This window comes from Corallococcus sp. 4LFB, from assembly GCF_046520365.1.
GTDB lineage: Bacteria > Myxococcota > Myxococcia > Myxococcales > Myxococcaceae > Corallococcus > Corallococcus caeni.
Genome location: NZ_JBKGHJ010000010.1, coordinates 1 through 18,138 on the forward strand (window position 1 = coordinate 1; position 18,138 = coordinate 18,138).

Below are 18,138 nucleotides of genomic sequence, written 5' to 3' on the forward strand. Positions count from 1 at the left end.
TGCTGGCGGATGCGGGGCAGGCGCGCGGCGCAGGAGCGCGGCGCCGTGGGCGGTGACGGCGTCCAGCCGCTGGGCGAACTGCGGCAGGAGCGCCTCGGGCTCCTGGCCCACGGGCTGCGGGCGCCAGGAGTCATGGTCGGTGGGCAGCGCGATGAGGGCGTAGTGCAGCTCCGCCTCGCGCGCGAGCCGCGCCTCCGGCATGGCGGTGAGCCCCACGAGGTCCGCGCCCCACGCGCGGTACAGCTGGCTCTCCGCCTGGGTGCTGAGGGAGGGGCCCTCGATGCAGACGTAGGTGGCGGAAGGGTGCACCACGGTGTCGCTCTTCTGGCCCGCGTCGATGAGCGTCTGGCGCAGGGTGGCGCAGAAGGGCTGGGCCAGCTCCACGTGCACGGCGACGTCGTCGTAGAACGTGCAGGGGCGGCGGTAGGTGCGGTCGATGACCTGATCCGGCAGGGCCAGGTGGAGCGGCTGGATGGCGTCGCGCAGGCTGCCCACGGTGCCGGTGGCCACGACGTGGGTGACGCCGAACGTCTTCAGGGCGAAGAGGTTGGCGCGGTAGGGGGCGGGTGGCGTTGTGGACGTGGCCCTGGCCGTGGCGGAACACGAAGACGATGGGGACGCCGTCCAGCTCCGTGGCGATGAGCGGGGTGCTGTGGGGCCCGAAGGGCGTCTCCACGGAGAGGTGTTCGCCGCGCCCCTGGAGCCCCAGGGCCTGGTAGAGGGCTTGGCCCCCGATGATGCCCACCTTGACCGCCGGCATGCGTCTCCTCTCGCCCGGTCGCCGGGCGTGGGCCTGACGATATCGCGGGGGGCTCGCCCGGGAAGCGCGGAAGGCTGGTAGCCTTCACATTTGCCATGCGTCTTCTTTCGCGCCTCGTCGTCCTCAGCGTCCTCTTCGGCACCCCTGCCCTGGCCGGCCCCGTCCCGCCCGGCTGCGAGGAGGACGCCGCCACGTGCAAGGAGGACTGCACCATCGAGTACGGCGGCAACGGCGCCGCCCTCAAGAAGCTGACGCGCTGTTTCGAGGGCTGCCTGCAAACGCGCACCCGGTGTGCCCGTCAGTTCAACGCGGTGAACAACCGGGCGCCGGACGCACCGGACGCCGCGCCCGAGCGCCGGCGGGGCATGACGGAGGCGGCCAAGCTGCGCGAAATCCAGGAGAAGGACCGCCGCCGCGAGGAGGACCCTTCGGCGACGAGGAGAACCCGCAGCCGCGCGCGCGCCCGGTGCGCGACTCCTACGATGATCCGCCGGAGCCGACCCCGGAGCGCAGGGGCTACCGCGCGTCGGATGAGAAGCCCGCGAAGTACAGCCCGCGGCAGCAGGCCACCGTCCCCGCGCGGGCCACGGAGCCCGCGCGTCCGCCGCCCCCCCTCTCCCGCCGTGGCGCCGGAGCCCCAGCGCTCCGAGGCCCCCGACATCGAGGCCTTCTCGGAGCCGCCCCGCGCAATCCCGAGCCGAAGCCGGTGGTGGCCGAGCCCGCGCGGCCGAGCCGGACGGAGAACGAGGACCTGCTGTCTCCGCCCCCGCCGGCGAAGAAGGAGCCGCCGCCCCGTATCGCGGAGCCGCCGCGTCCCACGCTCCCGCCGGAGCCCAAGAAGGACATCTCCGACTGGGACCCCAACGGCGACTGAGGCCGGGGCCGTCAGCCCGCGCGCACCACCACCGGCGCGGCCTTCACCGGCGCGGTCTGCGTCAGCCGCACGCCCACGAGCACCAGCGCGCCGCCCAGCGCCAGCTCCCAGTGCAGCGCTTCATCCAGGAAGAGCCACGCCACCAGCGCCGTCACCGCCGGCTGCAGGTTGGAGAAGATGGCCACGCGTGACGCGGGCACCTTCGACAGCGCGTAGGACCAGAGCAGGTACGCCACCACCGACGTCATCAGCCCCACGTACACGATGGAGGCCTTCGCGGCGGCGCTGGAGGCCCACACCGCCGCGGGCTCCAGCACGAACGGGACCAGCGGCAGCTGCAACACCGTGGCCACCGTCATCGTCCACGCCGTCGCGCGCAGCGGTCCATGCTCGGAGGCCAGGGGCTTGCCCTCCGTCGTGTAGACCACCCACGCCACCACCGCCGCGAGGATGAGCAGGTCGCCCTCCAGCGTGCCCCTCGCGCTCGCCAGGCCCCGGCCCAGCAGCAGCACCACCACGCCCACCAGCGCCGTGAGGATGCCCGCGGTGGTCCGCGTGGAGGCCCGCTCCCGGCCCAGCACCAGGCTGGCCACGTACACGCCCAGCGGCGTGAGCGCGTAGAACAGCGCCGCGTGGGCCGCCGTGGAGCGCGACAGGCCGGAGAAGAACAGCGTCTGGTTCACCGGCCCGCCCATCAGCCCCAGCAGCGCCACGCGCTTCCACGCATGTCGCGGCGGCAGCTTCCGCCCCGGCGTCACCGCGAGCAGCACCACGAACGCGGCGCCGCACACGAGGAAGCGCCACAGCACCACCGTGAACGGCGACAGCTCCGTCATCGCCCGCTTGGCGGCCAGGTACGTGCCCGCGCTGATCAGCACCTGCACCGTCAGCGCCGCGTACACCCGCCCGAGCGGCGGCGCGGCAGGAGGCGTCACGGCTCCAGTTGCAGAAGCGCCCATCGTGCGGCGCTGCGTACCAGTTCACTGCCGTCGCCGCTGAGTTTTTCGAGCAGCGGCCGGGCGTGCGCCTGCCGTGCGACCCCCAGTGCATAGACAGCGTTGCGCCTCAAACCGTCGTACCGCGCGCGCGCCAGCGCCGTGCCGGGGATGAGCTCCTTGTATTGCTCGGGGGTGAGCGCCGCCAGCTCCAGCGTGCCCAGCGACGCCACCGCGCGGGGCACGAAGCGGTCATCCTCCGCGAACACCGGCTTGCGGTTGAGCGGGCACACCTGCTGGCAGATGTCGCAGCCGAAGATGAGGTTGTCGAACTTGAGCCGGAACGCCTCCGGCACGTCGCGGTCGCGGTTCTCAATCGTCTGGTACGACAGGCACGCCCGCGCATCCACCTGCCGGTGTCCCACCAGCGCGCCCGTGGGACACGCCATCAGACACCGCCGGCAGGAACCGCAGCGGTCCGCCACCGGCCCGTCCGGATACGCGTCCACCTCCGCGTCCAGGATGAGCGTGGCCAAGAGCACCCAGGAGCCGTGCGACTCCGTGATGAGGCAGCCGTTCTTGCCCACGTAGCCCAGCCCCCCGCGCGCGGCCCACACCTTCTCCATCATGGGTCCGCTGTCCACGCCGCCGTAGGTGCCCAGCCCCGGGTACCAGGCGTTGATGGTTTTACGGAACGCCTTCATCCGGTCGCGCAGCGTGGAGTGGTAGTCGCGGCCCCTCGCGTACCGCGCGATGGGTGAGCCCTGCGACGGTGCGTCGTCCCGGTAGTAGTTGTTCGCGAAGGACAGCACCGTGCGCGCGCCCGGCAGCAGCACCGACACGTCCAGCCGCTCCTCCGCGCGCGACCCCATCCAGTCCATGTCCGCGTCGTAGCCAGCCTCCAGCCACGACATCAGCGACGAGGGCGGGATGGGCTCCGCGCGCGCGAAGCCGATGAGGTCGAAGCCCACGTCCCGGGCGAGCTGCCGCAAGCGGGCAGTGGGCAGTTGCGTCGCGTACACGGGGCTACTTCGTCGGCTTCTCGGGGATCCACTTCACGTCCGGCAGGCCGGCGCGGAAGTTCACCAGCCGGGCCACCACGAAGAGCAGGTCCGACAGGCGGTTCAAGTACATGGCCACCGCGGGCGGCGCCTTGTCCTCACGCAGGAGCGTCACGACCCGGCGCTCGGTGCGGCGGCACACCGTGCGCGACAGGTGCAGCGCCGCGGCCGCGGGCGCGCCTCCCGGGAGGATGAAGTGCGTCATCTTCGGCAGCTCCTCCTCGTAGCGGTCGATGTGGCGCTCCATCTCCTCCACCCACTCCGGGCGCAGCTCCGGGATGTGGGCCGCAGCCTTGGTGTGCGGCGGCGTGGCCAGCACCGCGCCCACCGTGAAGAGCTGGTCCTGGATGCGCTGGAGCAGGTGGTCCAGGTCCGCCGGCAGCGGGGACGTGCGCGCGAGGCCCAGCGTGGCGTTGAGCTCGTCCACCTCGCCGTAGGCGTCCACCAGCGCGTCGTCCTTCGCCACGCGGCCGCCGCCGAAGAGGCCCGTCTCGCCGGCGTCGCCGGTCTTCGTGTAAATCTTCATGGCAGCCCTTGTTTAACGATGCGACACGGCGGCGCCGTGCGCGGGTGGACAGCGGCCGATATTTTGCTCGCTTGCCCGACCCCACCTAGGGAAAAAGGGCCCCATGCAGCCTTACCTGAGTCTGATGGAGCACGTCCTGAACCACGGGACGAAGAAGGGCGACCGGACCGGCACGGGGACGCTGAGCCTCTTCGGCCACCAGCTCCGCTTCGACCTCACCCAGGGCTTCCCCCTGGTGACGACGAAGAAGCTCCACCTGAAGTCCATCATCCATGAGCTCCTGTGGATGCTCCGGGGGGACTCGAACGTGCGCTCGCTCCAGGAGGTGGGGGTCACCATCTGGGACGAGTGGGCCAGCGCCGACGGCAGCCTGGGCCCCGTGTACGGCCACCAGTGGCGCTCGTGGAACACGCCGGACGGCGGCCACGTGGACCAGATGAAGCAGCTGGTGGACGGGCTGGAGAAGAACCCGGACTCGCGCCGGCACCTGGTGAGCGCGTGGAACGTGGCGGACGTGCCCTCCATGAAGCTGCCGCCCTGCCACGTGATGTTCCAGTTCTACGTGGCCGACGGAAAGCTCTCCTGCCAGCTCTACCAGCGCAGCGCGGACATCTTCCTGGGGCTGCCCTTCAACATCGCGTCGTACTCGCTGCTGACGATGATGGTGGCGCAGGCCACGGGCCTCACCCCGCACGAGTTCATCCACACGATTGGCGACGCGCACCTGTACCTCAACCACGTGGAGCAGGCGCGGGAGCAGTTGAAGCGCGAGCCGCGCCCGCTGCCGCGCATGCGCCTGAACCCGGACGTGAAGGACCTGTTCGCCTTCCGCTACGAGGACTTCACGCTGGAGGGCTACGACCCGCACCCCGCCATCAAGGCGCCCGTGGCCGTATGAGCCCGCGCGTGTCCGCCATCGCCGCCATGGCGGCGAACCGCGTCATCGGCCAGGGCAACACCCTGCCCTGGCGCCTGCCGCAGGACCTGGCGCGCTTCAAGCGCCTGACCCTGGGCCACACCCTCGTGATGGGCCGCAAGACGTACGACTCCATCGGCAGGCCCCTGCCCGGCCGCACCACCGTGGTCCTCACCCGCCAGCGCGGCTGGGCCGCCCCCCAGGGCGTCCGCGTGGCACACACCGTGGAGGAAGCGCTGGCGCAGGCCCGGGGCGACAGCGAGGTCTTCATCGCCGGGGGCGCGGACCTCTACGCGCAGACGCAGGCGCTGTGGCACCGGCTCTACCTCACCCGCATCGAGCGGGACTTCCCCGGCGACGCCCTCTTCCCGCCCCTGGACCTCGCCGGATGGAGGCTGGTGGAGGAGGAGCGGCACCCGGAGGGCGACCTGCCCTTCGGTTTCCTCACCTACGAGCGTCAGGGCTAGCCACTGTTCCGGGAAAGGCCGGAACGACCTGCCGTGCGGGCGCCTCACACCCCCGGGGAACACCCGGAGTGTTGACCCCCACGCCCCCTCCGTCTTCGGAGGGGGTGCCATTAATTGATCTTGATTCGCAGAATTGAACGCTCCGGGGGGGGTTGGTAGAACGCGGACGTGAAACACGCCGCCGCCCTCTCGCTGTGCCTGCTGGTCGCGCTGTCCTCTTCCGCCCGGGCCGAAGCGCCGGCGTCCGACGAGGGGCGCACCTGGCACCGGCTGGTGGGCATCCTCCAGTACCTCCAGGCGGACTACCCGGCGGCGGTGTCGTCGAAGTCGGAGTTCGAGCTGACGGAGCAGAAGAGCTTCGCGGCGGAGGCGCTGTCGGCGGCGAAGGACCTGGGCCCGGCGGCGGCCACGTTCGTGCCGCGCGTGGAGGCCATCCAGGCGCGCGTCAACGAGGCCGCGGACCCGGAGGGCGTGAGCCGCGACTGCGGTGAGCTGGTGGAGAGCCTGGTGCTGGCGGGGGGCCTGGCGCGCAGCCCTCGCGTGGCGCCGGACCTGGAGCACGGCAAGAAGCTGTTCCAGGCCAACTGCTCGGCGTGCCACGGCGCGCAAGGCAAGGCGGACGTGTCCATCGCGGCCACCATGGAGCCTGGGCCGGCGGACTTCCACGACCCGGAGCTGATGGAGGACGGCCTGACGCCCTACAAGGCGTTCAACACCACCAGCTTCGGCGTGCCCGGCACCGCGATGCCGGCCTACCCCACGCTCACCGAGGACGACCGCTGGTCGCTGGCCTTCTTCGTCTTCACGCTGCGCCAGCCGCCGTGCCAGGGCGAGCCGCCCAACGTGTCGCTGGAGCGGCTGGCCACGTCCACGGACGCGGAGCTGGCGAAGGCGTTCGGCGCGGACAAGGTGGCGTGCCTGCGCCGGAACATGCCGGACGCGGACGAGGAGAAGGTGCTGCTCAACGCGCGCGCGGCGGTGGGCCACGCGCTGCGCCTGGGCGCGGACGGCGACTACGCGGCCGCGAAGACGGCGCTCCTGGACGCGTACCTGAACGGCCTGGAGCCGGTGGAGCCCAAGCTGCGCGGGCGCGACCCGGCGCTCACCCAGAAGCTGGAGGAGGCGTTCCTCCAGGCGCGGCTCGCCGCCGAGCACAAGAGCCCGCACCTCCAGGACGAGGGGCGGGAGCTGCTGTCGCTGCTGGACCAGGCGCGCAAGTCCACCGGCAGCACGACGGACCTCCTGTCGGTGATGTGGCTGACGCTGCTCATCCTGCTGCGCGAGGGCTTCGAGGCGACCATCATCGTCACGGCGCTGCTGGCCGCGCTGAAGAAGATGAAGGCCATGGACCAGGTGCGCGTGGTGCACGCGGGCTGGGTGTCCGCGCTCATCGCCGGCGCCCTGGCGTACATCCTGGGCCGCAAGCTGCTGGCCGGCGCGCAGCGCGAGTGGCTGGAGGGCGTCACCGCGCTCGTCGCCGTGGGCATGCTGCTGTACGCGGCGCTGTGGCTCAACGCGCGCGCCAACGTGAGCCACTTCATGGGGGAGCTGCGCCAGAAGATGCAGGGCGCGCTGGGCCGGGGCAGCACGGTGGGCCTGTTCGTCATCGCGTTCACGTCCGTGCTGCGCGAGAGCTTCGAGACGGCCATCTTCCTCCAGGGCCTGGCGGTGGACTCCGCGGCGGGCGTGGTCTGGGGCGTGGTGGCGGGCATCGCGGCGCTGGCGGTGCTGGTGCTCTTCATCAACCGCATGGGCTACCGGCTGCCCATGAAGACGCTCTTCAACCTCTCCACGGTGGTGATGGTGGTGACGGCGGTGATGCTGCTGGGCAAGGGCATCCACTCGCTGCAGGAGGTGGGCGCGCTGCCGCTGGTGCCGGTGCGCTTCCTCTACGTGGACATGCTGGGGGTGTACCCGGACGCCCTGTCGCTGGTGCCGCAGGCGCTGCTGGCCGTGGCGCCGCTCGTCCTACCGGGCCTGCGCCGCCGGCCCCGCGTGGAGACGCCCGGCCTCCGGGGACGGGGCGACGCCGACGCCGCCCTTGCGGTAGCGTGGGCCCTGGTGAAGCTCCCCCGCCTGTCCCCACTCCTCGCCCTGGTGCTCGTGTCGGGCCTGGCCTCCGCCCAGGAGGCCCCCTCCGAGCCGGCCCGGGCTCCCGCCGGGAGCCTCACGGCGCCACCGCTGGTGGGCGCGCCGGTCGAGGACGTGCCGCCTCCCCCGGACGTCCCCCAGGAGGAGGAGACGCCCACGCGCGCGTCCGTCACGCCGGAAGCGCTGCCGTCCCTGAAGGCCGCGCCCGCGAAGGACCCCGTGCCGCGCGTGGCGGTGGAGGTGCTGGGCGGCGCGGCGGGCGGCGTGGTGGGCGCGACGGTGCTGGGCTCCGTGGGCTACCTGCTGGGGTCCGCCACGGTGGGCTGTGACGAGTGCCTGGTGATGGCCGTCGCGGGCGCCGCGGCGGGAGGCCTCATCGGCATCCCGGTGGGCACCTACGCGGGCGGCCGGTTCATGGGCGGACGCGGACGCGTGGGCCCCACGGTGGCCGGGAGCATGGTGGGCTGGGGCGCGACGTTCCTGGCGCTCACGCTGGTGAACAGCGGCGGCACCGAAGCGCCCCCGGCCGTCAACGCGGCCCTCTTCATCCTGCCGGTGGTGGGCGCGAGCGCGGGCTTCGAACTGTCCCACGGCAAGGCGCTGCGCCTGGAGGCCGAGGAGCACGCCTCCTCCACGCCCTCCGTGAGCCTGATGCCCGTGGCCACCTACAGCAGCAAGGGCCCGCACCTGGGCCTGATGGGCAGCTTCTAGGCGTTCCCGCCGCCGCCGCGTCAGGCCCCCACGCGGAACCAGGTGAAGGAGTCCTCGCGCACGCGGCCTTCGGCCACCAGCTTCTCCAGCGAGGCCAGGGCGCTGCGCTCCGCCACCGGGTGCAGGAGGGGCGGCGTGTCCGCGTAGGCCGTGGCCACCACCTCCGCCAGCGTCGCGCCCGTCGCGGGCACCGCCTCCAGGACCAGGGCCTCGCGCTGGGCGCGGTGGCGCAGGTACTCGTTCAGCTTGCCCGGGCCGTCCGGCACCGGCGAGCCGTGCGCGGGGTACAGCGTGGTGACGGGCCAGTCGCGCAGCCGCTTCAGCTGCTCAAGGTAGTCCACCATGTTGCCCTCCGGCGGGTCGATGACGATGGAGCCCACGCTCGCCACCATGTCGCCCACGATGGCGGACTTGCTGCGCGAGTCCACCAGGCACACGTGCCCGCGCGCGTGCCCCGGCGTGTGCAGCACGTGCCAGCGCTGCACCAGGGGGCCGTCCAGGTTCAGCACCTCGCCGTCCTCCAGCAGCCGCTCCACCGGGAAGTCCAGCCGGTCCGCCGTGCGCGCGTGGCACCAGAGCGGGATGCCCAGCCGCTCCTTCACCGCGAACGCGCCGCCCACGTGGTCGCCGTGGTGGTGGGTGAGCACCACCGCCACCGGCCTCGCCCCTTCCGCCTTCAGGCCCGCCACCAGCGACAGCAGCTTCGCGTACTGCTTCACGTCCGACGAACCCGGGTCCACGATGAGCAGGTCGCCCGTGCCCAGCACGTACGCGTTCGTGTGCGTCGCCGGCGGCAGCGTGGGCGTCTCCAGCGCCACCACGCGCACGCCGCGCTGGAACTCGATGCGCTGGGCCACGTAGCCCGGGCAGTACGGCGGCGTGCACAGCTTCGCGCGCGCGTCGGCTTCGTCCGTGAACTCCGACAGCACCTGCAGCGCGTGCTGCGCGGGCGGGTGCAGGAGCGCCGTGCCGTCGCTCCAGCGCGACAGCCCGTCCTCCGGGCGGATCCACGCGCCCTCCGTCAGCTCGCCGGGGATGATGCTCGCGGCGGCGCCCTCCGGCAGCTCCACCAGGTAGAAGCGCGTGTCGAAGCGCACCGGGATGGCCGGCGGCGTCACCCAGCGCCCCGCGGGCTTGAGGTCCTCCGCGCGTAAGCACAGCGTGTGGCGCACCAGCCACTCGCTCCACTTCACCGTGCCCGCGAGCAGCGCCGCGCGTCCCTCCTCCAGCGCCTGGGCGACAGCGCGCGCGCCCCTTCCGCCACCAGCACGCCCGCCTCCTCGAACAACTCGCGCGCCGCCGCGGACCTCAGCGCGGCCTCCTCGCCCTGCGCGCCCAGCACGGGCACGTCGTGGTCGTCCGGGTCCAGCTTGCCGCCGGGGAAGGCCTGGAAGCCGCCCGCGAAGGTGAGCGCGCGCTCGCGCTTCACCCAGAACACCTCCACGCCCGAATGCGCGCGGCGGTAGAGGATGACCACCGAGGAGGGCCGGGGCTCCACGGGGGTGTGGGGCCCGAAGAGGCCCATGCCGGGAAGGGGCTCGCTCATGGTTGCACCGTCGTCCTTCAGGACTGCGTCGTCTGGCCGAGCATCCGGCCCATCATCTCGCGCGCCCGCTCCGCCTGGTCCGGCCGGACGTAGAGCCGCGTCAGTCGCACCGCGCCACTGTAGCGCTGGTAGAGCGGCGTGTAGCGCGCCACCTCCGTCAGCCGCCCCGTGGACACGTCCAGGATGAACAACCCCGGGCTGCCCCCGGTCGCGGAAGACCCCACGTACTTGCTGAGCGCCCCCTTGGACTGCACGGTGTAGTGCTCGAAGCCGCCGCTGGTGAGCGCGCTGTTGAGCACCTCCAGGTCGTAGCCCGTGTCGCGCTCCGTGAACTGCGCCAGCAGCTTGAAGCCCTGCCGCCGGCTGATGCGCTCCGCCCACCGGTTCTTCGACCGGCGCAGCGTGTACCAGAGCGCCGCGTCGTCGCAGAGCAGGAAGGCCTCCGGGTCGTGCGGAATCTCGAACTCGCCGGGCGTCTCCTCGTAGTACCGGCGCAGCATGTGGTCGAAGTTCACGGACGTGTGGTGCAGGTACACCGACACGAACATGTGGTAGCGGCTGAGCAGGAAGTCCTCGAACGCGAACGCCGCCGCGCGCGACAGGGCCAGCACCGCCCGCCCGTCCTTCACCGCCGGGTTCAGGTTGGAGACGATCCAATCCATGTCGTACCGGCCGTAGTTCACGCCCGTGTAGAACGAGTCGCGCAACAGGTAGTCCATCCGGTCCGCGTCCAGCTCGCCGGAGACGATGGCGCGCAACAGCGGCATCCAGTCCACGCCCTTGTGCGTGAAGCCCGGGTCCCTGGGCGGCTTCGCGCCGGTGATGAGCGCCACCGCCGCCATGGGGGTGATGCCGCGCGGGCCGAACTCCTTCTGGATGATGTCCGTCAGCGAGCTGTCCAGGAGCAGCTTCGCCGTGTAGTCCTCGTGGGTCGCCTGCTCGCCTTCCGCCACGGAGTCCAGCCAGCCGGGCAGCCGCAGCAGCGACCGCCGGGGCGCGATGCGCTCGGACGCGTGGGAGAAGGGCATGTGCCCCAGGTCGTGGCAGAGCACCGCCAGGCGCACGGCGGTGCAGAAATGTTCACGCACATCGTCCGGCAGGTCGGACCGGCTGGCCACGGCGTTGAAGACGCGCGAGGCGACGTACATGGCGCCCAGGCTGTGGGCGTGGCGGGTGTGGGTGGCGCCGGGGAAGGCCAGGTCCCCGAAGCCCAGCTGCCGCACGTAGCGCAGGCGCTGGTAGAAGCGGCTGTCGATGACGGCCTTCTCCGGGTCGCTCACCGGGATGACGCCGTGGATGGGGTCGCGGATCCGCATGTCGTCCTTGCCGGGCCCCTGCTCACCCAAGGAGCCCGGAACTGCTCCTACAGGTCACCCACCGTAGCGCATACCCTGACAGGCGGTAGCCCTGTGAGGGGCCGACCGGCCACCACGTCACAGGCTGGGAAGGTCCCTGGGGACGTGCTAACCCTCGGGTCACTCCGAATGCACATCATCCTGCTGCACAATCGTGACCACGACCTCCTCGAGGACGACCCCGGGCGCGAAGCCCGCGAGGACGTGGTCCGGGTGGCCGAGAGCCTGGCCCACGCGCTGAGCCGGGACGGCGTGAACGCCGAGCCGCTCGCCATCGAAGGCGACAAGCTGGACTTCATGGAGGCCCTGCGCCTCCTCCAGCCCGACCTCGTGGTGAACCTCTGCGAGTCGCTGGCCGCCGACAGCCGCGGGGAGATGGCCGTCCCCTGCCTCCTGGACGCGCTGGGGCTGCCGTACACCGGCTCGTCCGCCCTGTCGCTGGGGCTGGCGCTGCACAAGCCCAAGGCCAAGGACATCCTGCGCGCCCACGGCGTCTCCACGCCCGCCTCCTTCCTGGTGAAGAAGCGCGAGGACGCCCTGGCGGTGGACCTGCCGTGGCCGCTCATCGTGAAGCCCGCGCGCGAGGACGCCAGCGTGGGCATGGACTTCGACTCCGTGGTGACGGAGCGCTCGGCGCTCGTGCGGGCGTGCGAGTCCGTGCTGCGCACCTTCCACCAGCCCGCGCTCGTGGAGCAGTTCATCGCGGGACGGGAGGTCTACGTGCCGCTGCTGGGCAACAGCCCCCGCCAGGCGCTGCCGCTCACGGAGATCCACTTCGGCCGCGCGTTCGACAACCGGCCGAACATCGTGTCGTACCGGGCCAAGTGGGAGGAGGCGTCGCCAGAGTACCGGGACTCGCCCACGGGGCCCTGCCGGCTCGACGCAGTGCAGGAAGCGCGTTGCATCCAGACGGCGCTGGAAGCATTTGCAGCGCTGGATTGCCAGGACTATGGACGCGTGGACCTTCGGGTGTCGCCCGAGGGTGTGCCGTACGTCATCGACATCAACCCCAACTGCGACCTTCACCCAGGCGCGGGGTTCGCGAAGGCGGCGCAGGCCGCCGGCATGGACTACGCGACCCTGGCCTCGCGAATCGTGGAGGTCGCTCTCGAAAGAGCCCATGGAAATCCGCACACTCGAAAGAAAGGACCGGGAACCGCTCGCCGCGCTGATCCGGCGAATCGAAACCTTCTCGCAGGAGGAGCAGGACTGCGCCATCGAGCTGGTTGACACCGCGCTCACCGCGGGCAACCGCGACTACACCATCCTGGTGGCGGACCGCGGGCAGGACGGGGGCGGGCTGGTGGGCTACTGCTGCTACGGCCCCACGCCGATGACGGAGAACACCTTCGACCTGTACTGGATCGCCTCCGCGCCGGAAGTCCGGGGCCAGGGCATCGGCGCGGGGCTCATCTCCGCCATGGAGGCCGACCTGCGCCGCCGCAAGGCGCGCATCATCCGCGTGGAGACGAGCGCCACGGAGGCCTACGGCCCCACGCGCGGCTTCTATGCCTCCATGAAGTACGGCGAGGAAGCGCGCATCAAGGACTTCTACAAGCAGGGCGACGACCTCATCATCCTGACCAAGCGCCTGTAGTCCCCCGCCGTCCAACCCCTGGGCGTGAAGACGCCGCCCGGGTCCCCGTCAGGAGGGGGCAGATGCCTTCCATGAACCGACCGATGCGACGCACCCGTCTGGGATTGTTGAGCCTGCTCGCCCTGCTGACAGGGGCCCCTCCCCCGCCTGGGCCCAGGCGCCCGCCGCGCTGAAGCACCAGGCGAAGGCCGCGGCGGCCAAGGCCCAGGCGAAAACCTCCGGCGCCCCGCAGGCGCAGGAGCAGGTTTCCGACGTGCTGAAGGCCCCGCGCCCCAAGGGCGGCGAGTACTTCGGCCTGTACCTGATGGACAAGAAGGTGGGCTGGTTCTTCACCGACCTGAAGGCGCTGCCGGGCAACAAGGTGCAGAGCATCAACGAGCTCATCTTCAAGGCGCAGGTGGGCACGCGCGTGTCGGAGCGCGTGCACCGCGAGGTGCGCGTCTACGAAGCGAAGCCGGGCGGCAAGCTGCTGTCCTTCACCGTCACGCAGAAGGGCGACGGCGGGGACAACGAGCTGGTGGGCACGGTGACGGGTGACGCCCTGCGCGTGGTGCGCAAGCGCCCGGGCCAGCCGGATGAACTGCTCAAGCCGCTGCCCGTGCCCAAGGAGACGGTGGAGGACGCGGACCAGGCGCGCGTGGCGCTCCTGCGCGGCCAGAAGGTGGAGGGCGTGGCGCTGGACGGCACGGACCTGGAGGGCTACCGCACCGTCACGACGGTGGAGGCGCCCGAGGAGCAGATGCTGGGCGGCGTGAAGGTGAAGCTGTCGCGGGTGAGCACGCTGTCGGACAAGGAGAAGGTGCCGGTGACGGCCTTCCTGACGTCGGACGGCAAGATGGTGCGGGTGGACTTCGGCCAGACGATGCAGGCGCGCGCCGAGTCGGAGACGGTGGCGAAGCGGCTGGACCTGGTGGAGGTGTTCGGCCTCACGCGCGTGGTGCTGCCGCAGCCCTTGCCCGCGAAGGCGCGCGAGGTGCCCGGCCAGGTGAAGCTGGTGATGAAGAACCTGCCGGAGAAGTTCCAGCAGGACACGTACCGGCAGAAGTTCCGCCGGCTGCCGGACGGCCGCGTGGAGGTGACGCTGATGGCGGCGCCGCCTTCGCCCAAGGGCCGCGTGGCCCGCCCGGTGGCGGACCCCGACAAGGGGGAGAACCTCAAGTCCACGCTCGCGGTGGAGGCGGACGCGCCGGCCATCAAGGCGCAGGCCCGGAGCATCATCCGCGACGAGAAGGACGCGTACACGGCGGCGCGGATGCTGTCCGCGTGGGTGTACAGCAACCTGCAGAAGGACTACGGCGCCAGCGCGGACCGGGCCACGGACGTGCTGCGCCAGAAGAAGGGCGACTGCACGGAGCACTCGCTGCTCACGGTGGCGATGCTGCGCGCGTCCGGCATCCCCGCCCGCCGCGTGGACGGCGTCATCTACATGGTGAACTCCGACGGCGTGCCCGCGCTGTACTGGCACGAGTGGGTGGAGGCCTACGTGGGCGAGTGGACCCAGCTGGACCCCACCTTCAACCAGCCCGTCGCGGACGCCACCCACTTCTACGTGGGCTACGAGGGCAACGCGGAGATCACGCCCCTCATCGGGGCGTTGCAGGTCACGGACGTGAAGTAGCGCCCGCGCGTCCCGGGCCGCGTTTCAGTGGCCCGGGGCCGCCAGCAGGCGCTCCGCGAGCAGGCCCGCTTCCGTGATGGGCCGCTCGCAGACGAAGCCGCGGCAGAGGTACGCGGCGCCCTTGCCTTCCACCGGCTCGCGGCCCGCGAAGAGCTCCTGGAGGCGCGCGGGCGGCGGGGCGCTGGTGTCGTGCCAGCCGAAGGAGAACACCGGCGCGTAGGTGCGGTTCGCGGACGCCAGCAGCGGGGCCACCGCCTCGCGCGTGCCCGCGAAGGTGACGCCTGACGCGCCGTCCAGCAGCGAGTCCGCCGCGAGCGCCAGGTGGCCGTAGCCCATGGGGTTTCGCACCAGCTGATCATGCAGCTTGGCGACGTAGTGCTCCGGGTGGTCCAGGTGGCACACGTCGCCGGTGAGCGCGGAGAGCGCCACCTGGGCCTCGGTGAGCGTGGACGCACCGGCCGGGAAGGCGTTGTCGAAGAGGCAGTAGGCCGCCACCACCAGGTCCTTCTGTCCGCGGGGCGCGGAGAGGTACGCCTGCTTCTCCTCGTCCCAGAACAGCTCCACCGCGCGGTGCGCGAGCGCGTCCGCCGCGTCCAGGTACTTCGCGTCGAACGTCGCCTGATAGAGCGCGGTGAGCCCCGCGGCGAAGTCGCCGTAGTCCTCCAGGAAGCCGTCGATGCGGCCCTGGCCGTGCTGGTACGAGCGCAACAGCCGCTTGCCGTCCCACATGTTCGCGAGCACGAAGTCCGCCGCGTTCGCCGCGAGCCTCGCCCAGTCCGGGCGGTTGAACACGCGGGAGGCCAGCGCGAGCCCGCGGATCATCAGCCCGTTCCAGCCCGCCAGGATCTTGTCGTCGCGGCCCGGCTTCACGCGCTGCTCGCGCAGGAGGAAGAGGACGCGGCGCGCCTCCGCCAGCTCCTGCTCCACCGCGTCCACGGGGCGGCCCTGCTCCTTCGCGAGCTGCTCCACGGGGACGACGACCTCCAGCACCGTGGCGCCGTGCTCGAAGTTGCCGCCGGACTTGATGCCGAAGTGGCGCAGCACGGTGTCCGCCTGCGGGCCCACGGCCAGGGCCGCGCGGACCTCCTCGGGGCGCCAGACGAAGAACTTCCCCTCCTCGCCCTCGCTGTCCGCGTCCTGCGTGGCGTAGAAGCCGCCGGCCGGGTCGGTCATCTCGCGGCGCACGTACTCGACGGTCTCCTCCACGACCTTGCGCCAGAGCGGCCGTGACTCCACCTGCTCTGCTTCCGAGTACAGGTGCAGCAGCTGGGCGTTGTCGTAGAGCATCTTCTCGAAGTGGGGCACCAGCCAGCGCTCGTCCACCGAGTAGCGGTGGAAGCCGCCGCCCAGCTGGTCGTAGATGCCGCCCAGGGCCATGCGCTCCAGCGTGCGGAACACCGCCGCCTTCAGGGGCTCGCCGCCGCCACGGCGCCACGCGCGCAAGAGCAGCGCGACGTTCATGGGGTTGGGGAACTTGGGGGCGTTGCCGAAGCCGCCGTTCACCGGGTCCATGCGCTTGAGCATGGACTGGCCCATGGCCACGATGTCCTCCGCGGACAGGTGCGCGGGGGCGGCGTCCAGGCCGTGCGTGGACAGCTCTCCCAGCCCCTCCTGGAAGCGGCTGGCCTGCTCCTCGATGTCGCTGGCCTTGTTCACCCACGCGTCGCGCAGCGCGGAGAGCAGGCGCGGGAAGCCGGGCCGGCCGTAGCGGTCCGACGGGGGGAAGTAGGTGCCGCCGTAGAAGGGGCGCAGGTCCGGGGTGAGGAACACGGTGAGGGGCCAGCCCCCGCCCTGCCCCATGAGCTGCACGACGCCTTGATAAATCTGGTCAAGGTCGGGGCGCTCCTCGCGGTCGACCTTGATGTTGATGAAGCCCTCGTTCATCAGGCGCGCGATGTCGGGGTCCTCGAAGGACTCGTGCGCCATGACGTGGCACCAGTGGCACGCGGAGTAGCCCACGGAGAGCAGGATGGGCTTGTTCTCCGCGCGGGCGCGGGCCAGGGCTTCATCCCCCCAGGGGTACCAGTCCACGGGATTCGTGGCGTGCTGGCGCAGGTACGGCGACGGCTCCTGGGCCAGACGGTTGGTTTTTCCAGAGGGGGGACGGTCATCCATGGGGTACTCCCGGTGCGAAGCGGCTTCGGGGCCCTTCACATTGTGAGCCTGGGTGCGCGGGGGCAAGCTGAAATGGCCTCACTCCCTGCTGGCCAACGGCCTTCCGGTGCGCTTTGTCCGGGGGCGTGCGTGCGTCCGCCCACTCCAGCCCCGGCCCGGGAATGAAGACGTGCCTCGTCCTGGTGGCCCTGGGCGTGGGGGTGCGGCTCGCGCTGGCGCTGGGAACGGACGTCTACTTCGACGAAGCCTATTACTGGCAATGGGCCCGGCATCTCGCATGGGGATATTTCGACCATCCGCCGATGGTGGCGTGGCTCATCGCCGCGCTGGGCATCCGGGGGACGGCGCTCCTGTGCGGGCTGGGGACGGGCGTGGCGGTGTGGGGCCTGGCCCTGGACGTGTACCGCTCCCGCGACGCGGCGTGGCGGGCCCTGGCGCTGTGGAGCGCGGTGCCGGTGGGCATCCTCTCCGGTGTCTGGGCCACCCCGGACTCCCCCATGTTGCTGTTCTGGGCGCTGGGGTTGTGGGCGCTGTACCGCGAGAAGTGGGTGCTGGCGGGGCTGACGTGTGGGCTCGCGCTGCTGTCGAAATATCCATCCGTGCTGCTGGGGCTCGCGTTCATGGTCGCGGCGCTGCGGGCGCGGAGGCTGCCGGCGGGGGCGTGGCTCACGGCGGGGCTTGGATTGCTGTGCTTCCTGCCGGTGGTGCTGTGGAACGCGAGCCATGACTGGGTGGGCTTCAAGTTCCAGCTGAACCACGGCCTGGGCGGAAGCGGCGGGTGGGCGACGTTCGGCGAGTACGTCGCGGGGCAGTTCGCCATGGGAGGGCCGGTGCTGTTCCCGCTGGCGCTGGTGTACGCGGTGCGAGGGCCGAAGGAGCAGTTCCTCTTGCGCATGGCGGCAGTGATTCCGCTGCTGTTCTTCGGCTACGCGGCGGCGAAGACGCGGGGCGAGGCGAACTGGCCTGCGGCGGCGTACGTGGCGGCCTGCATTGGCGTCGCGGGGATGCGGCCGGTGTGGCAGCGGGCGGCGGCGTGGAGCGGGATGGCGGTGGTGCTGGCGGTGACGTCGCACCTGCTGTTCCCGGTGCTGACGTTCGAGCGCGATGTGGTGCTGGCGAGGACGCACGGCTGGGGCGTGCTGGAGAAGTTGAAGGCGCCGGAGCAGTTGTTCCCGGGCATGGCGCCGGGTCTCACGGCGGTCTACGCGCCCACGTACCAGCTGGCCTCGCAGGTGGCGTACGCGACGGGCGCGGAGACGGACACGGTGGGGCCGTCACGGCGCAAGAGCCAGTACGACGTCTGGCCTGAGCTGGAGTTGAAGCCCGGGCAGGACGTGCTGTGGTGTTCGGAGAACGGCGCGGCGCCGCCGGAGGAGCTGGTGCAGCGCTTTGGGGCGGTGGAAGGCCCCGTGAAGCTCACGGGGGTGTTCCGGGGCCGGAGGCTGCACACCTTCACGGTGTGGCTGTTGAGGAACTAGCCTCTAGCGGACGGTAAGCTTGTCCTAGTGCCCCAGTCCCAGTCACATGGCAAAATCCAAACCCGCCACAACAAGCATCCGCAGACCA

At 71.4% G+C, this 18,138-nt stretch carries 14 protein-coding genes and 1 pseudogene; 8 read left to right on the forward strand and 7 right to left on the reverse strand.

Annotated features, from left to right (window positions below):
* Positions 1-510, reverse strand: a 510-nt coding sequence (locus ACLEQD_RS02190) for an MTAP family purine nucleoside phosphorylase (RefSeq protein WP_410381343.1), incomplete at its 3' end; no start/stop codon positions are given.
* Positions 511-1,226: 716 nt separating this feature from the next.
* Between ACLEQD_RS02190 and ACLEQD_RS02195 the strand changes: the two genes are divergently transcribed.
* On the forward strand, positions 1,227-1,634 hold the full coding sequence (locus ACLEQD_RS02195) for a hypothetical protein (RefSeq protein ID WP_410381345.1): 408 nt from the start codon (positions 1,227-1,229) through the stop codon (positions 1,632-1,634).
* An 11-nt stretch (positions 1,635-1,645) separates the two neighbouring features.
* On the opposite strand, the gene ACLEQD_RS02200 is transcribed toward ACLEQD_RS02195, so the two are convergent.
* The 3 genes from ACLEQD_RS02200 to ACLEQD_RS02210 are packed head-to-tail and all read right to left on the reverse strand — an operon-like array spanning position 1,646 to position 4,156.
* Positions 1,646-2,569 (reverse strand): DMT family transporter, encoded by a 924-nt coding sequence (locus tag ACLEQD_RS02200; RefSeq protein WP_410381347.1) that lies wholly within the window; start codon positions 2,567-2,569, stop codon positions 1,646-1,648.
* Complete coding sequence (gene queG / locus ACLEQD_RS02205; protein ID WP_410381349.1) at positions 2,566-3,591, reverse strand: tRNA epoxyqueuosine(34) reductase QueG; 1,026 nt, start codon at positions 3,589-3,591, stop codon at positions 2,566-2,568. Before queG ends, ACLEQD_RS02200 begins: the two co-directional genes overlap by 4 nt.
* A 4-nt stretch (positions 3,592-3,595) precedes the next feature.
* Positions 3,596-4,156, reverse strand: coding sequence for a cob(I)yrinic acid a,c-diamide adenosyltransferase (locus ACLEQD_RS02210; RefSeq protein ID WP_410381351.1), 561 nt, complete (start codon positions 4,154-4,156; stop codon positions 3,596-3,598).
* Positions 4,157-4,259: 103 nt separating this feature from the next.
* Here ACLEQD_RS02210 and ACLEQD_RS02215 point away from each other — a divergent pair, with 103 nt between their 5' ends.
* The 3 genes from ACLEQD_RS02215 (at position 4,260) to ACLEQD_RS02225 (ending at position 8,341) form a co-directional block, all read left to right on the forward strand.
* Entirely contained in the window at positions 4,260-5,054 is a 795-nt protein-coding gene (locus ACLEQD_RS02215) for a thymidylate synthase (RefSeq protein ID WP_410381353.1), read from the forward strand.
* On the forward strand, positions 5,051-5,539 hold the full coding sequence (locus ACLEQD_RS02220; protein WP_410381355.1) for a dihydrofolate reductase: 489 nt from the start codon (positions 5,051-5,053) through the stop codon (positions 5,537-5,539). The genes ACLEQD_RS02215 and ACLEQD_RS02220 overlap by 4 nt, the downstream gene beginning before the upstream one ends.
* A gap of 168 nt (positions 5,540-5,707) precedes the next feature.
* Positions 5,708-8,341, forward strand: a complete 2,634-nt coding sequence (locus ACLEQD_RS02225) for an FTR1 family protein (protein WP_410381357.1) — start codon at positions 5,708-5,710, stop codon at positions 8,339-8,341.
* A 20-nt stretch (positions 8,342-8,361) separates the two neighbouring features.
* Here ACLEQD_RS02225 and ACLEQD_RS02230 read toward each other — a convergent pair.
* Positions 8,362-9,887, reverse strand: a pseudogene (locus tag ACLEQD_RS02230) (MBL fold metallo-hydrolase).
* A 17-nt stretch (positions 9,888-9,904) separates the two neighbouring features.
* A complete protein-coding gene (locus ACLEQD_RS02235; RefSeq protein ID WP_410381399.1) occupies positions 9,905-11,203 on the reverse strand; it encodes an HD domain-containing protein in 1,299 nt (432 codons plus the stop codon).
* 168 nt (positions 11,204-11,371) lie between these two features.
* Between ACLEQD_RS02235 and ACLEQD_RS02240 the strand changes: the two genes are divergently transcribed.
* The 3 genes from ACLEQD_RS02240 (at position 11,372) to ACLEQD_RS02250 (ending at position 14,457) form a co-directional block, all read left to right on the forward strand.
* Complete coding sequence (locus ACLEQD_RS02240; protein ID WP_410381359.1) at positions 11,372-12,472, forward strand: D-alanine--D-alanine ligase; 1,101 nt, start codon at positions 11,372-11,374, stop codon at positions 12,470-12,472.
* A complete protein-coding gene (locus ACLEQD_RS02245; protein ID WP_410381361.1) occupies positions 12,363-12,839 on the forward strand; it encodes a GNAT family N-acetyltransferase in 477 nt (158 codons plus the stop codon). Before ACLEQD_RS02240 ends, ACLEQD_RS02245 begins: the two co-directional genes overlap by 110 nt.
* Positions 12,840-13,092: 253 nt before the next feature.
* The gene (locus tag ACLEQD_RS02250; RefSeq protein WP_410381363.1) at positions 13,093-14,457 is read left to right on the forward strand and encodes a transglutaminase-like domain-containing protein; all 1,365 of its coding nucleotides are present in this window, start codon (positions 13,093-13,095) and stop codon (positions 14,455-14,457) included.
* A 24-nt stretch (positions 14,458-14,481) separates the two neighbouring features.
* On the opposite strand, the gene ACLEQD_RS02255 is transcribed toward ACLEQD_RS02250, so the two are convergent.
* Complete coding sequence (locus tag ACLEQD_RS02255; protein WP_410381365.1) at positions 14,482-16,572, reverse strand: thioredoxin domain-containing protein; 2,091 nt, start codon at positions 16,570-16,572, stop codon at positions 14,482-14,484.
* Positions 16,573-16,733: 161 nt separating this feature from the next.
* On the opposite strand from ACLEQD_RS02255, the gene ACLEQD_RS02260 reads away from it, so the two are divergent.
* Positions 16,734-18,050: an ArnT family glycosyltransferase gene (locus tag ACLEQD_RS02260; protein WP_410381367.1), complete on the forward strand. Its 1,317-nt coding sequence runs from the start codon at positions 16,734-16,736 to the stop codon at positions 18,048-18,050.
* The last annotated feature ends 88 nt before the right edge of the window (positions 18,051-18,138 follow it).